This window comes from Marinomonas sp. ABL3_031 (assembly GCF_056161265.1).
In genome coordinates this window covers 157,487-170,207 of the sequence record NZ_JBSWYU010000005.1, presented here as the reverse complement: position 1 = coordinate 170,207, position 12,721 = coordinate 157,487, and the positions used below count along the sequence as shown (strand labels likewise).

The window sequence follows — 12,721 nt, the reverse complement described above, 5'->3', positions numbered from 1 at the left end:
GCACTATGAATCCACACATTCAATCTTTACATCCTTATCCCTTCCAGAAGCTTGCTGATTTGCTCGAAGGGTTAACACCGAATCCAGATAAAAAGCTGATCAAACTAACCATTGGCGAACCTCAGCACGCTGCACCTAAGGTGGCTTTGGAAGCTTTGGAAAAAAACTTAAAAGGCGTTAGTAAGTACCCAAGCACTAAAGGCGAACTAAACTTGCGTACAGCAATCAGTAATTGGGCTCAAAAACGCTTTGATTTGGATACATTAGATGCAGAGACACAAGTCTTACCCGTTACAGGCACTCGTGAAGCTTTGTTTGCTATTGCTCAAACACTTATCGGAGAAAAACCGTCACCTTTGGTAGTGAGCCCAAATCCTTTTTACCAAATCTACGAAGGCGCAGCGATTCTAGCAGGGGCTGAGCGTCATTTCTTGGCTTGCGACGCCAACAATCAATATCGCATTGATTACAGCCAAGTCAGCGATGAGATATGGCAGCGTTGCGAACTATTGTTTGTCTGCTCACCGAACAACCCTAGTGGCACAGTGACCACCTTAGAGGACTATGCCCTGCTGATCGAAAAAGCCAAGCAATTTAACTTCACCATTGTCGCGGACGAGTGTTATTCAGAAATTTACTTTGGTGACGAAGCCCCATTGGGCTTGCTCGAAGCTTGCCAAAAATTAGGCAACACGGATTATCAACATTGCTTAATTTTCCAATCTTTATCAAAGCGCTCAAATCTACCCGGGCTGCGCTCAGGTTTTGTGGCCGGCGACGCGAATATTCTGAAGCCTTTTCTGCTATACCGCACATACCAAGGCTGCGCCATGCCAATTCATCATCAGATAGCCTCGATAGCAGCATGGAATGATGAAGATCACGTGATTGAAAACCGTCAGATCTATACGCGCAAATTTGACGCAGTATTAGACATTTTGCAACCTGTTATGAAAGTGAGCAAACCCGAAGCCGGCTTCTACCTCTGGCCTGAGCTGAATATGTCGGATGAAGCATTCTGTACTGCCCTATATCAAGAAGAAGCCGTACTGGTCTTACCTGGCAGCTATTTGGGCCGTATGGTCAATGAACACAATCCGGGAAGTCAACATGCGCGTATGGCACTGGTTGCAGAAGAATCAGAATGCACTGAAGCAGCGCAACGTATTAAAGCTTTCCTCAGTCGCAGATAACTTTTATGTTATAAAACATTCGCTATAAAACACTCAGTTGGAGAAGATTACATGAGTAACTCAATTTTCGCATTTGGCCTTGGCATTGGCGCACAAAACAAAGAAGATCAGTGGCTAGAGGTTTTCTATACGGCACCTTGCCTAGGCGCGGAAAAAAGCACTTTAGACGCTATCGTTGAAAGCACTAACTATGAAAGTGGCAACAGCACCCTAGTTCTGGATGAAAGCGACCTAAATCGTCTTCACATGAATCTATTAAAAGCAGGCAACATTGAGCAAGCCGAACTGGCCTCGCGCCTAAAAGCCTCTACACAACCTGTGATTCTTTGTATATTAGCGACAGACGAAGCTCCCGCTAATCCAGCTGAAGTTTATCTAAAACTGCAATTGATTTCTCACCGTTTAGTACAACCACATGGCACAGTGTTAGACGGCATGTTTGGTCTATTGGTTAACACAGCTTGGACGAGCGAAGGCCCAATCGACGTTCGTGAATTGGCAGAACGCCAACTAAGTGCTCGCATGGAAGGCCGCACTATTGAAGTATTCAGCGTCGATAAATTCCCTAAAATGCTTAATTTTGTTGTTCCTGCTGGCATTCGTGTGGGCGATGCTGCACGTATCCGTCTTGGAGCTCACTTGGGTGAAGGCACGACTGTAATGCATGAAGGGTTTGTTAACTTCAATGCCGGTACACTTGGCACCAGCATGGTAGAAGGCCGAATTTCTGCCGGCGTTGTCGTTGGTAATGGCTCTGACTTGGGCGGCGGCTGTTCCACCATGGGCACACTTTCTGGCGGTGGTAACATTGTGATAGGTGTAGGCGAGCAATGCTTGATTGGTGCCAATGCTGGTATCGGCATAGGCCTTGGCGAACGTTGTACAGTGGAATCTGGTCTATACATTACAGCAGGTTCTAAAGTGACCTTATTGGACGAAAACAATCAAGTCGTTTCTGTAGTGAAAGCACGCGAGCTTTCTGGTCAATCCGATCTATTGTTCCGTCGCAACTCTGAAAGTGGCGCTATTGAGTGCAAAACAAACAAAACAGCCATTGCGCTTAACGAAGCCTTACACGCACACAACTAATCACCCTTAAAAAGTAGTCATGGCGTTCTCCAGTTTTGGATAGCGCCATTTTAAAATGCAACGTCATTGGAAAACACTATGTTAAATGTCTATGGCATTAAAAATTGCGACACAATGAAAAAAGCCTTTCGCTGGCTTGAAGACAACCAAATCGATTACCAATTTCATGATTATAAAAAAGTCGGTGTAAAGGCGGAACAGGCAAAAACTTGGATCGACAAACTCGGCTGGGAAAATGTGATTAATAAACGTGGTACCACCTGGCGCAAACTGGACGATACAACAAAAGAGACTATGGACGCTGAAAAGGCTGTGGAATTAATTCAACAACAACCTTCGATTATCAAACGTCCATTGATAGAGACGGCAACAGAAATGTATTTAGGGTTTAATGCTGAGCAATATGCTCAAGCATTTCACTAACGTAGAACCGGGGTATATATTCGACGCGGATCTTCTTTTTTTTGAATTATTGGCGTGACCGTGGGTGTGTACCCTGAAGTAGATACATCAGAACGAATAACGGGAACAAAGTATGATTCCTGAACGACTGGTGGCCCAATTGCATTGCACCCAGCAGTAATAAAGCTCAATAAAATAATAACGCTTCGCTTCATATGCCCACCTTTATAATCATCTCCTGTTATAGTAACAGAGTTTCTTATAAAGTAGCGAAAACCAACGAAAAGGTAAAGAATGTCTGACTTATCACCAACGCTAAAACTCGCCATTGATTTAATGTCACGTGCTTCTGTCACGCCTGAAGACGCAGGCTGCCAAGACCTGATGATTACACGCTTGGAAAAACTTAACTTCCAGATTGAAAAAATGCCTTTTGGTGAGGTAAAAAACTTTTACGCAAAGCGAGGTGATTCAGGGCCAAATTTGTGTTTCGCAGGTCATACTGATGTGGTACCAAGCGGCCCTGAGAATGAATGGAAAGTACCACCATTTGAGCCACAAATTATCGACGGTATACTTTATGGTCGCGGTGCTGCCGATATGAAAGGAAGCCTTGCAGCTATGATCACAGCAGTAGAAAATTTTGTTACTGCCTATCCTGATCATCAAGGACAAATTTCTTTCCTCATTACCAGCGACGAGGAAGGCCCCTTTGTTGACGGCACCACTCGTGTGGTGGATGCCCTTATGGCTCGTGAGGAACAAGTAGATTGGTGTATTGTTGGTGAACCTTCCAGTACGAAACAACTAGGTGATATTATTAAAAATGGTCGTCGTGGCTCCTTCAGCGGAGACTTAACGGTTTATGGTAAACAGGGTCATGTTGCCTATCCTCATCTAGCGGTTAATCCAATTCACTTAGCGACGCCTGCACTAGCAGAACTGGCAAGCACCCACTGGGATAATGGTAACGACTTCTTCCCGCCAACCAGCTTTCAAGTATCGAATATTCACTCTGGAACCGGCGCAACCAATGTGGTACCAGGCGACCTAAAAGCACAATTCAATTTCCGCTTCTCTTCTGAATTGGACTTCGACACACTCAAAGAGCGCGTGATCGCTATCCTAGACAAACATCAATTAGAGTATGACATTGATTGGACATATAATGGCCTACCATTTTTGACCAGGCCAGGGGAATTGGTGGACGCTATTGTCGATGCCGTCGAGGAAAAAGTAGGTATCATTCCTGAATTATCCACATCTGGCGGTACTTCTGATGGACGTTTCATTGCCAAAATGGGGACACAAGTGGTTGAGCTTGGCCCTGTCAACGCCACCATACACCAAATTAATGAATGCGTTGATGCCAATAGTTTAGATCAACTGAGTAATATTTATCATCGCATTTTAGAAAATTTGTTTATAAAGAACACCTAATTTTCATCATTGGCATAGTAAACAGCATGAGAGATAAGATTCACCGTCTAGCCATCAAACTTGGCAAAAATCCAAGACGGGCCCTGATTAAAATGATTCAGGGCGGCTTATTGTTTGTGTTTGGCTCGCTCATGCTGATGGTCGCTGATCGCGTTTTGAAAGATTCTTTTGCGCAGGAAGTCATCGCCTTTGCAGGCTTAATTTTAGCTGCTTGCGGTGTTATCTGGACCTTAGTAGGATACCTGTCGATGAGCGTCCTACGAATCTATCATATGATACAAAAAAGAGACGAAGACGATGCAAACTGACATCGAAATCTATGTGCTTTCCTGTCCACTAGAAAACATTATTGAGTGGCTTAAAAAAGAATTCACATTAATCAATAAGACCACTCTAAGCAAAGTCTGTACTAAGTTAAAAGTACAATATCAACAGCAAGAAATTGACGTCACCATACTGGAAGAAGCTGCTGGAAAACGCTTCACATCCGTTTGGTTTGATTCTGACCAAACCCCATGGGAAGACGATATGGCTTGTGCAAAACAAGCTTTTGCAGCCCTACAATGTGAAGTTCGCTGCAATTATCAAGGATGGCAAGAAGAAGACATACAAGATCCTGATCAATGGTGGCGCATTAATGACCAAAGTGAAGGACCTTTCATTTGGAAATAAAACACTGCCCATTCCGATCTCAGTGGCAGACAAAATAAGAGTAGAGAAATTGTAATGCAAGTAACACTTTTAAAAGGCAAACTGCACATGGCGAGCGTGACCCAAGCCGAGCTTTGGTATGATGGTTCCTGTGCTATTGATGAAGACTTAGTTAAACTCGCTGGTTTACGCGAATTTGAAAAGATTGATATCTACAACGTTGACAATGGCGAACGCTTCCATACATATGTGATTCTAGCGGAAGCAGGCTCCGGCACTATTTCCATGAATGGCGCGGCGGCGCGGCGTGTGCAAGTTGGGGATCGCGTTATCATCGCAGCTTACGGTCAATTTGAAGAACAAGAAGCCGATGCATATAAACCTAAGTTGGTGTATTTAAATAAAGATAACAGTGTAGAACGTTCCACCAATACCATTCCGGTGCAAAAAAATTAATTACTGTTTCGCTATTAGCAATGAGCACAAAAAATCCCGCGTCACCTAGGTCATGCGGGATTTTTTTAAGCTAGTATTTTTAGGTAATCGCTTTTAAGCTAGTTACTTTTTTAAGACAACACTGCTAGTTAAGAAAGAACGGCTAGAGCCGCATCGTAGTTTGGCTCATCAGCCGTTTCAGTTACCTGCTCAGAATAAATGATCTTACCTGACTCATCCACCACTACAACAGAACGTGACAGCAAACCAGCCAGTGGACCATCGGCAAAAGTCAAGCCATAATCATCACCAAAACTAGAACGGAAACTCGAGCCAGTATCTACATTATCAATGCCTTCCGCACCACAAAAGCGAGCTGTAGCAAAAGGCAAATCTGCAGATACGCAAACCACATTCACACCTTTCAGAGCCGCTGCAGACTCATTAAATTTGCGCACAGACGTTGCGCAAGTAGGCGTATCAATCGAAGGAAAAATATTTAATACCAATTTTGAACCTTGGTAATCAGCCAAGCTGCTTACTGACAAATCCATTTTAACCAACTCAAAATCAGGTGCTTGCGAACCAACAGCAGGCAATTCACCTACTGTATTGAAAGGATTACCTTTTAATGTAACTTGCGCCATTTTTATATAGCCTCTTAATAAAAACAGAAATTAACCGCGAACAATAGAAACGTTTTCAGCCTGCTTACCCTTCTCACCTTCAGTGACATAAAAGCGCACCAGCTGACCTTCCACCAAGAAACGACGACCACGTCCTCGAATAGCACGATAATGGACAAATACATCGTCACCATTTTCCATGGTAAGAAAACCAAATCCTTTAGAAGAATTGAACCATTTTACAGTACCTTGCTCCCTGTCATCATCGTCATCAAGTTGACTAGAAGATGCTGAGAAACGTGCTTGGCTAACCATGGTACCTAAATAAACAGAAAACAAAATAAAACCGAAGTATATTAGGTAATTGGTTGCAACCTCTTGTTTTAGAACCCCTGCAATTAATAGTGGCACAATCAGTGCGATGATGATGCTAACAATAAACGCGCGTAATGAAAAAAAACCGGCACTTGATGCGCCATTGGAATAATTATCTTGATTGTTCATAACAATATATCTCTTATCTCATTAAATAGTATTGTGATGCCAAATCGGCAAAGAACGCCGATTCCGTGTTAGTAAAATTGAATAAATAGATATTTTTACCAAACTCTTTCATAAATGCCATGTGAAGCCAATTAAGATAAGAGTAAAATATCCGCACTTAATTAATAGGCAATTTTCACGCCATTCTTACCGAATATATGACCGCAACATAAGTCATGTTGTTTTTTTAAGAATCGCTGAAAAAATATGAGCTTAGCTCAAACTTAAGATTAACACACAGAAGGCATCAATGAATACCTCACAAGTCAATCAACGTATCGAAGAATTGGAAATCAAACTGCAGTTTCAAGAAGATACTATCGACAGTTTAAATCATGCTTTGGTGCAACAACAAAAAGACATCATGTTGCTAAAAGAGCAATTAAACCTATTCGCAAAACAACTGGAATCTTATCGTCAGCAACAATCCATTAATGACTCAGAAAGACCACCACATTATTAAGGCAAACACTGAGCGAAAATTAATTGTGATCTAGGGATTTGATCACGTAAACATCAAAACGACCAGATTTCCCCTCAAGCTGATAAGTCGGCTCTTCTTGATTTAAAAAAGGCGCCCCTTTTGGGCGTTTCACCACCACACGATAGGCAGCCCTTTGCTTTGCCTCAACTAATAATTCATCGGCGTCTTCGTCTTTGCCTACCAAATCACGAAAGAAAGCCATTTCTTTTTTTGCGGCGGCGGAAGACTTATCAGTATGAGGATACATTGGATCAAGAAACACCACATCAAACTGAACTTGCTCGTCTATCTCGCTGATGTGGTTCCCTAGTATTGATAGTCGCGACACTATCTCAAAGACTTCGGCATGCATGCTGGCACGATAAAGACCATCTGCCAACAAATGCCTTACAAAGCCCACTCGTTCGCATAAACTCACTTGGCAACCTAGGGTCGCCAGAACGAAAGCGTCTCTTCCAAGGCCAGCTGTAGCATCTAAAACCGATAATTCATTGCGCTTATTGAGCCCCACGGCTTTAGCAATATCCTGCCCTTTGCCTCCGCCGAAGCGACGTCTATGATCTACTGCGCCAGCAGTAAAATCCACCATTACAGGCTTGGGTGCACCCTTACCTGTTTTAGCAATGGCTAGGCCCTGACTGTTTTTTAACAATAGGTAATCATAGTCGGTGACAAATTTAAGTGGTGTTTTCAGCACATAAAAAGGCAACAACAAGCTTGTGGATAAAGCCTTTGTTTCATCCACATAAACCAACTCATCTGTTGCCACTGCAATCGAATGCGCCATAGATGAATGCCCTATCGTAAATAGTCTTTATGCATAAACTACCAGTAAAAGAGCTAAGCCTAATACCAATCGATAGAGGAAAAAAGGAAAAAAACCAATGGTATTCAACCACTTCAAAAACAAATAAATACACAAATAGGCACTTATGGCAGATAGCACTACACCAGAGGTAATACTGGTCCAATCCACACTCATATGAGAGGACAAAAGCTCAATCAGCTTCAAGCCACCTGCTGCGACAATTAATGGTATTGACAGTAAAAAAGAAAATCTTGCGGCAGTTTGTCGCGTAAACCCCAAACTACGTGCGGCCGTCATGGTAATCCCTGAACGAGAGGTTCCAGGAATCAATGCCAAAGCTTGAGCAATACCAATCAATAACACACTACGCCAAGTAAAATCTTGCTCTGTTTTAAGGTGTCGACCATAACGATCAGACAACCATAACAACACACCGAAGCCTATCGTGGTATAAGCAATCACTTCGATAGAGCGCAAATAGGTTTCTATAATGTTCTCGAACAACACACCAGCCACACAAGCAGGAATGGTAGCCAGCACAATCCACCAGGCTAAGCGACTTTCGCCACAAGCTCCTTTGCCGGTAACCGAACGACACCAAGCGCAAATAATCTTCCACAGATCTTGTCGAAAATACCATACAATAGCAATCAGAGTACCGACATGCACCGCCACGTCAAATGCCAAACCTTGATCAGGCCAATTAAGCAGTTGCGCAGGTAGGATAAGATGCGCCGAGCTGGAAATAGGGAGAAATTCAGTTAACCCCTGAATCAAAGCCAAAAAAACAATCTGGTACCATAACATAAAATTACCGTTTTCCTATTCGAGGAGACTGTTTTTCCCAGCTAATCTCATCCCTTAGATAAGTCGGAATCGCCTCATAAGCCGATACCGTTTCCCCTTTTTCGAATTTGATTGCAGCCAGCTCAGCAATACAAGCTGCTCGCGGTGCGAACTCATCAAACACGAATTGAGGAGCAGACGGCAATAAAGCAGCAAGTTGCTCGGCATAACACCAGCCAGAACCCACCCCATTGTATTCATAAGAAAATGACAGTAACTGCTCAGGATTGATGACTTGCTCTGCTTGCAAGCACTCAATCTGATAACCCTGTGCATTTTTGTCCAGCTGGTAGCCCGCCATGTAAATCTCACCCATACGAGCATCCAGCGCAGCCAACCATTTGTGCTGACCTGATTTTTGAAACCCCTCTAATGCCAAGGCTTCTAATGTAGACACTGGCACCACAGGCAAATCGGCACCAAAAGCAAGCCCTTGCACAACACCTGCACTAATTCGGAGCCCTGTAAAAGAACCAGGTCCACGACCAAAAGCAATGGCGTCTAAATCCGCTAAGGTTAATTTTGCCTGCTGTAGAATCTGCTCTACCATTGGCAAAATCAGATCATTATGCTGGCGTGGCGCCATACGAAAATCTTCCAGCACCACACCATCAATATTCAACGCCACAGAACAAGCTGGCGTTGACGTATCTATCGCAAGAATGACGGTCATTGAATCATTAAGCCTGCAAAGAAGATAACAAGTTTTGTTTGATTTCGTTTAGGTCACCTACACCATTCACTTTGACAAATGTTGGCGCCGTAGTGCTGTCAGCTTTTTGCCAGTCTTGGTAGTAACCAATCAGAGGGGCTGTTTGTTCGTGGTAGACACCTAGGCGTTTACGAACCGTTGCTTCGGTATCGTCAGCACGTTGGATTAAATCTTCTCCCGTAACATCATCTTTGCCAGCCACTTTTGGTGGATTATAAACAAGATGGTAACTACGACCAGACGCTTCATGAACACGACGACCGCTCATACGCTGAACAATTTCTTCGTCGGCGACATCGATTTCAACAACGTAATCAATCTTAACGCCAGCTTCTTTTAGGGCATCGGCTTGTGGAATGGTACGTGGAAAGCCATCAAACAAAGCGCCTTTCACACAATCGTCTTGAGTTAGACGCTCTTTGACTAAGCCGATTATAATGTCATCGGACACGAGCTGACCAGCATCCATTACGGCTTTCGCTTTCAAACCTAATTCGGTGCCAGCTTTTACCGCTGCTCGCAACATATCGCCTGTTGAAATTTGTGGAATGCCGAACTCTTCGGTAATAAACTGGGCTTGCGTACCTTTACCGGCACCAGGTGCACCTAATAGTATTACTCGCATAATAAAGTCTCCAAAAGAAACGTTAACTGATTCGCAAGGATGACTGACACAATACCAACTAGACGCTCCTAAAAAGGTGCGCAAAACAGAGTGTACAGGCAAACCAATTGCATACTTAAAAATTGAATGGCCGCCAAGCATAACTAAGCAGCCCTTCATTATGCAAATTTACCTGCCATTTTTTGCCATTTTCTTTCTCATACTCACTATTTATTAAATTATTTGATTCATTAGCCCGTATTTTGCATACCGCTGGCAATACCTGCCATGGTAATCATCAAGGCTTTGTTCACCTGAGCATTTTCTGGGTCACGTCGACTACGGTATAAAAGCTCTGCTTGCAGATAGTGCAAAGGGTCAATGTAAGGGTTACGCACATCGATTGATTGACGAATGGTTTTGTTGTCCTCAATTAAACGCTCTTGCTGCTTAAGCATTTTCACCAGCTCACTGACCTGATGCAATTTTCCACGTAATAATCGACCTAGCCCCTGCAATTCATCAGGCACCAAACGTTTTTCATAATATTCAGCAATTTCCGGTTCCGCTTTTGCCAACACCATGTCTAACATATCAAGATAAGCACCAAAGAAAGGCCATTTGGCGTGCATTTCTCGTATTTTATCTAGGTTACCAGATTCCATGGCTTGTTCTATTGCACTCTCCGCTCCCAACCAAGCTGGTAGCATTAAACGAATCTGCATCCAGGCGAAAATCCATGGAATGGCTCTCAGGCTTTCTACTCCACCATCCAAACGTCGACGCGCTGGTCGAGAACCTAATGGCAACTTCGCCAACTCCTGCTCTGGCGTTGTAGCACGAAAGTAAGGTACAAAGTCTTCATGACCACGCACAATAGAACGATACTGATTCATGCCCACTTCCGCCATTTCATCCATAATCGCGCGCCATTCTTCTTTTGGCGCTTCGGCTGGTAATAAAGTCGCTTCCATCACAGCAGAACAATAAAGCTCCAAGGAGCGCACAGCGATATCTGGAATACCAAATTTGAAGCGAATCATCTCGCCCTGCTCGGTAACACGAATCGCTCCGTTTACGGAACCAGGCGGCTGCGACAAGATAGCCACGTGAGCAGGACCACCACCACGCCCCACCGTGCCACCACGACCATGGAATAACGTCAGGTGAATACCATGTTTCTGACATAAGCGTGTTAAGGCTTCCTGAGCACGATATTGACCCCAAGTCGCGGCAATCTGACCCGCATCTTTGGCCGAATCAGAATAACCTATCATGACTTCCTGATGACCATTGATATAAGACTTATACCAAGGCATAGAGAAAAGTTGTTCTATAATTGGCTCAGCATTGTCCAAGTCCGCTAAGGTTTCAAACAAAGGCACAATACGCATAGGAAAGCTGACACCAGATTCTTTCAACATGAGCGCAACGGCCAGTACATCGGAAGGCGCACTGGCCATGGAAATAACATAGGACCCAAAAGAGCTTTTCTCTCCTTGCGCTATCATGGCAAAGGTATCCAGCACTTCTTTAACCTCATCTGTCGGTGACCAGTCCAATGGTAACAATGGGCGTTTCGAATTCAACTCTGCCAATAAGAAGGCTTGACGAGATGCTTCGTCCCACTCAGCATAATCACCCAGCCCATAAAAGCGCGTAATGGCAGACAAAGTGTCAATGTGACGAGCAGAATCTTGACGCACATCTAAACGCACCAGCGTCATACCAAAGGTAGCGGCACAACGAATCAAATCCAGTAGTGATCCGTTAGCGATCACCTTCATGCCACAGTCTAATAAGGATTGATAACACAACACCAAATCACTAATCAGCTCTTCACTATTGAGAAAAATGTCATGCTCTGGCACAGGGTTACCATCCAAACTGGCTTTGGCCCAATTCTTGGTGGCGCGCATTTTGGTTTCTAGGTGACGCAACACTTCACGATAAGGCTGAGCACTGTCTCCAACACGCTGACGCAATGCATCATTACACTGAACCATAGAAAACTCTGAACGCAACAGATTTAAATCTTTGATGTATAAATCGGCCGCCATCCAACGAGCCAATAAAGCCACTTCCTTGGTTACTTTATGGGTTACATTCGGGTTGCCATCACGGTCTCCCCCCATCCAGGTCGCGAAACGAATAGGCGCTAAGTCCAATGGCAAATGCTCTTGATCAGAGTATTGACTAAATTGTTCATCCAACTGACGGAAAAAACGGGGCACAGCTTGCCATAAGGATTGTTCAATAACAGCAAAACCCCACTTAGCCTCATCCACCGGCGTTGGACGCTCTTCGCGAATCTCATCCGTATGCCAAGCTTGCGTGATAATCTCTTTGAGGCGACGTATATGCTTAGTTTCTTCCAACGGCAGAATATTGTCTTTATCGAGGGCTTCCAGTTCACTGGAAATATTATCGTATTTGCGAATCAAAGAACGTCGCACCACTTCTGTTGGATGCGCGGTTAACACCAGTTCAATAGACTGATCTTGCAATGCTTTGATCATTTGCTCAGGGCTGTATTTTTGCTCTGCCAAACGACTTAACAGATCGCCCACTGGGTTATGGTAAACCCCCAAACTTTCATTGGTACGACGACGATGAACACGATGATATTGTTCAGCAATGTTGGAAAGGTTTAAAAACTGATTAAAGGCGCGAGCAACGGGAACAATTTCTTTATCATCCAGCGCTTCTAGGGCTTCAATAAGAGCAGCTGAATCTCCTGACTGACGACCATCCTTAGAAAGTAAACGAATTTTTTCTACGTTTTCGAGGAAGTCTTCTCCTAAGTGATTACTCATGCTTTCACCGAGACAATCCCCCAGCAATCTAACATTCTCACGCAATGACGCCTGACGATCACTCACCTAAAC

The 12,721-nt window shown here is 43.9% G+C and carries 15 protein-coding genes; 8 read left to right on the top strand and 7 right to left on the bottom strand.

All coding sequences use genetic code 11. From position 1 onward, the window contains the following. Nucleotides 1–5 precede the first annotated feature (5 nt). The 7 genes from dapC to panD all read left to right on the top strand — a co-directional run bounded on the left by dapC (nucleotide 6) and on the right by panD (nucleotide 5,231). The gene (gene dapC / locus ACXAH2_RS08090; RefSeq protein ID WP_475077739.1) at nucleotides 6–1,193 is read left to right on the top strand and encodes a succinyldiaminopimelate transaminase; all 1,188 of its coding nucleotides are present in this window, start codon (nucleotides 6–8) and stop codon (nucleotides 1,191–1,193) included. 51 nt (nucleotides 1,194–1,244) lie between these two features. After that, the gene (gene dapD / locus ACXAH2_RS08085) at nucleotides 1,245–2,282 is read left to right on the top strand and encodes a 2,3,4,5-tetrahydropyridine-2,6-dicarboxylate N-succinyltransferase (RefSeq protein ID WP_475077737.1); all 1,038 of its coding nucleotides are present in this window, start codon (nucleotides 1,245–1,247) and stop codon (nucleotides 2,280–2,282) included. 78 nt (nucleotides 2,283–2,360) lie between these two features. Next, nucleotides 2,361–2,705, top strand: a complete 345-nt coding sequence (locus ACXAH2_RS08080; RefSeq protein ID WP_475077735.1) for an ArsC family reductase — start codon at nucleotides 2,361–2,363, stop codon at nucleotides 2,703–2,705. 273 nt (nucleotides 2,706–2,978) lie between these two features. Beyond that, complete coding sequence (dapE, locus tag ACXAH2_RS08075) at nucleotides 2,979–4,124, top strand: succinyl-diaminopimelate desuccinylase (protein ID WP_475077734.1); 1,146 nt, start codon at nucleotides 2,979–2,981, stop codon at nucleotides 4,122–4,124. A gap of 26 nt (nucleotides 4,125–4,150) precedes the next feature. Continuing rightward, entirely contained in the window at nucleotides 4,151–4,432 is a 282-nt protein-coding gene (locus tag ACXAH2_RS08070; protein ID WP_475077733.1) for a hypothetical protein, read from the top strand. Next, nucleotides 4,422–4,796, top strand: a complete 375-nt coding sequence (locus ACXAH2_RS08065) for a hypothetical protein (RefSeq protein WP_475077732.1) — start codon at nucleotides 4,422–4,424, stop codon at nucleotides 4,794–4,796. Before ACXAH2_RS08070 ends, ACXAH2_RS08065 begins: the two co-directional genes overlap by 11 nt. A gap of 54 nt (nucleotides 4,797–4,850) precedes the next feature. Continuing rightward, on the top strand, nucleotides 4,851–5,231 hold the full coding sequence (gene panD / locus ACXAH2_RS08060) for an aspartate 1-decarboxylase (RefSeq protein WP_475077731.1): 381 nt from the start codon (nucleotides 4,851–4,853) through the stop codon (nucleotides 5,229–5,231). A gap of 128 nt (nucleotides 5,232–5,359) precedes the next feature. Here panD and tpx read toward each other — a convergent pair whose 3' ends face one another. Beyond that, on the bottom strand, nucleotides 5,360–5,857 hold the full coding sequence (gene tpx, locus ACXAH2_RS08055; RefSeq protein WP_475077730.1) for a thiol peroxidase: 498 nt from the start codon (nucleotides 5,855–5,857) through the stop codon (nucleotides 5,360–5,362). 30 nt (nucleotides 5,858–5,887) lie between these two features. Continuing rightward, nucleotides 5,888–6,340 carry a cold-shock protein gene (locus ACXAH2_RS08050; RefSeq protein WP_475077729.1) on the bottom strand — a complete coding sequence of 151 codons (453 nt, stop codon included), beginning with the start codon at nucleotides 6,338–6,340 and terminating at the stop codon, nucleotides 5,888–5,890. Between the two features lie 289 nt (nucleotides 6,341–6,629). On the opposite strand from ACXAH2_RS08050, the gene ACXAH2_RS08045 reads away from it, so the two are divergent. Then, a complete protein-coding gene (locus ACXAH2_RS08045) occupies nucleotides 6,630–6,842 on the top strand; it encodes a SlyX family protein (protein ID WP_475077728.1) in 213 nt (70 codons plus the stop codon). A gap of 19 nt (nucleotides 6,843–6,861) precedes the next feature. On the opposite strand, the gene ACXAH2_RS08040 is transcribed toward ACXAH2_RS08045, so the two are convergent. From ACXAH2_RS08040 to ppc, 5 genes are all read right to left on the bottom strand, one after another. Beyond that, on the bottom strand, nucleotides 6,862–7,650 hold the full coding sequence (locus ACXAH2_RS08040; RefSeq protein WP_475077727.1) for a class I SAM-dependent methyltransferase: 789 nt from the start codon (nucleotides 7,648–7,650) through the stop codon (nucleotides 6,862–6,864). Nucleotides 7,651–7,677: 27 nt separating this feature from the next. Continuing rightward, nucleotides 7,678–8,478 carry an undecaprenyl-diphosphate phosphatase gene (locus tag ACXAH2_RS08035; RefSeq protein WP_475077725.1) on the bottom strand — a complete coding sequence of 267 codons (801 nt, stop codon included), beginning with the start codon at nucleotides 8,476–8,478 and terminating at the stop codon, nucleotides 7,678–7,680. 4 nt (nucleotides 8,479–8,482) lie between these two features. Beyond that, nucleotides 8,483–9,190 (bottom strand): tRNA (adenosine(37)-N6)-threonylcarbamoyltransferase complex dimerization subunit type 1 TsaB, encoded by a 708-nt coding sequence (gene tsaB, locus ACXAH2_RS08030; protein ID WP_475077724.1) that lies wholly within the window; start codon nucleotides 9,188–9,190, stop codon nucleotides 8,483–8,485. A 7-nt stretch (nucleotides 9,191–9,197) separates the two neighbouring features. Continuing rightward, nucleotides 9,198–9,854, bottom strand: coding sequence for an adenylate kinase (gene adk, locus ACXAH2_RS08025; protein WP_475077723.1), 657 nt, complete (start codon nucleotides 9,852–9,854; stop codon nucleotides 9,198–9,200). A 230-nt stretch (nucleotides 9,855–10,084) separates the two neighbouring features. After that, entirely contained in the window at nucleotides 10,085–12,715 is a 2,631-nt protein-coding gene (gene ppc / locus ACXAH2_RS08020; protein ID WP_475077722.1) for a phosphoenolpyruvate carboxylase, read from the bottom strand. Nucleotides 12,716–12,721: the final 6 nt, after the last annotated feature.

Bases quoted from the DNA above. Each gene is read 5' to 3' on its own strand.
- panD (WP_475077731.1), top strand. From the start codon at position 4,851: ATGCAAGTAACACTTTTAAAAGGCAAACTGCACATGGCGAGCGTGACC.
- ACXAH2_RS08040 (WP_475077727.1), bottom strand. From the start codon at position 7,650: ATGGCGCATTCGATTGCAGTGGCAACAGATGAGTTGGTTTATGTGGAT.
- ACXAH2_RS08080 (WP_475077735.1), top strand. From the start codon at position 2,361: ATGTTAAATGTCTATGGCATTAAAAATTGCGACACAATGAAAAAAGCC.
- ACXAH2_RS08035 (WP_475077725.1), bottom strand. From the start codon at position 8,478: ATGTTATGGTACCAGATTGTTTTTTTGGCTTTGATTCAGGGGTTAACT.
- ACXAH2_RS08070 (WP_475077733.1), top strand. From the start codon at position 4,151: ATGAGAGATAAGATTCACCGTCTAGCCATCAAACTTGGCAAAAATCCA.
- ACXAH2_RS08050 (WP_475077729.1), bottom strand. From the start codon at position 6,340: ATGAACAATCAAGATAATTATTCCAATGGCGCATCAAGTGCCGGTTTT.
- ACXAH2_RS08045 (WP_475077728.1), top strand. From the start codon at position 6,630: ATGAATACCTCACAAGTCAATCAACGTATCGAAGAATTGGAAATCAAA.
- ACXAH2_RS08065 (WP_475077732.1), top strand. From the start codon at position 4,422: ATGCAAACTGACATCGAAATCTATGTGCTTTCCTGTCCACTAGAAAAC.
- adk (WP_475077723.1), bottom strand. From the start codon at position 9,854: ATGCGAGTAATACTATTAGGTGCACCTGGTGCCGGTAAAGGTACGCAA.
- tpx (WP_475077730.1), bottom strand. From the start codon at position 5,857: ATGGCGCAAGTTACATTAAAAGGTAATCCTTTCAATACAGTAGGTGAA.
- dapE (WP_475077734.1), top strand. From the start codon at position 2,979: ATGTCTGACTTATCACCAACGCTAAAACTCGCCATTGATTTAATGTCA.
- dapC (WP_475077739.1), top strand. From the start codon at position 6: ATGAATCCACACATTCAATCTTTACATCCTTATCCCTTCCAGAAGCTT.
- tsaB (WP_475077724.1), bottom strand. From the start codon at position 9,190: ATGACCGTCATTCTTGCGATAGATACGTCAACGCCAGCTTGTTCTGTG.
- dapD (WP_475077737.1), top strand. From the start codon at position 1,245: ATGAGTAACTCAATTTTCGCATTTGGCCTTGGCATTGGCGCACAAAAC.